The organism is Pseudomonas sp. P7779 (assembly GCF_013386315.1).
Lineage (GTDB): Bacteria > Pseudomonadota > Gammaproteobacteria > Pseudomonadales > Pseudomonadaceae > Aquipseudomonas.
The window spans coordinates 1-741 of record NZ_JACARZ010000216.1 but is presented as its reverse complement, the minus strand read 5'-3'; the positions used below and the strand labels follow the sequence as shown (position 1 = coordinate 741).

Sequence of the window (741 nt, the reverse complement as noted above, 5' to 3'; positions counted from 1 at the left end):
CTGTGGGACAGCGAAGGCAAGCGTTACCTGGACGGCATGTCGGGCCTGTGGTGCACCCAGCTGGGTTACGGTCGCAGGGACTTGACCGCTGCCGCTGCCGCCCAGATGGACCAGTTGGCGTACTACAACATGTTCTTCCACACCACCCACCCGGCGGTGATCGAGCTGTCGGAGTTGCTCTTCAGCCTGTTGCCGGGCCACTACAGCCACGTGATCTACACCAACTCCGGCTCCGAGGCCAACGAAGTACTGATCCGTACCGTGCGCCGTTACTGGCAAGTGGTCGGCCAGCCGCAGAAAAAAATCATGATCGGGCGCTGGAATGGTTATCACGGCTCCACGCTGGCGGCGTCTGCCCTGGGCGGCATGAAGTTCATGCACGAGATGGGCGGCCTGATTCCCGACGTGGCACACATTGACGAACCCTACTGGTACGCCCATGGCGGCGAGCTGACGCCTGCCGAGTTCGGCCGCCGCTGCGCCTTGCAGCTGGAAGAGAAAATCCTCGAGCTGGGCGCTGAAAACGTCGCCGGGTTTATCGCCGAGCCGTTCCAGGGCGCGGGCGGCATGATCTTCCCGCCGGAAAGCTACTGGCCCGAGATCCAGCGCATTTGCCGGCAATACGATGTGCTGCTGTGTGCCGATGAGGTGATTGGTGGCTTTGGCCGTACCGGCGAATGGTTCGCCCATCAACACTTCGGTTTCGAGCCCGACACCCTGTCCATCGCCAAGGGCCTGACC

At 62.5% G+C, this 741-nt stretch carries 1 protein-coding gene; it reads left to right on the top strand.

From position 1 onward, the window contains the following. On the top strand, positions 1 to 741 hold a 741-nt coding region (locus HX869_RS31255; RefSeq protein WP_178904185.1), incomplete at both ends, for an aminotransferase class III-fold pyridoxal phosphate-dependent enzyme.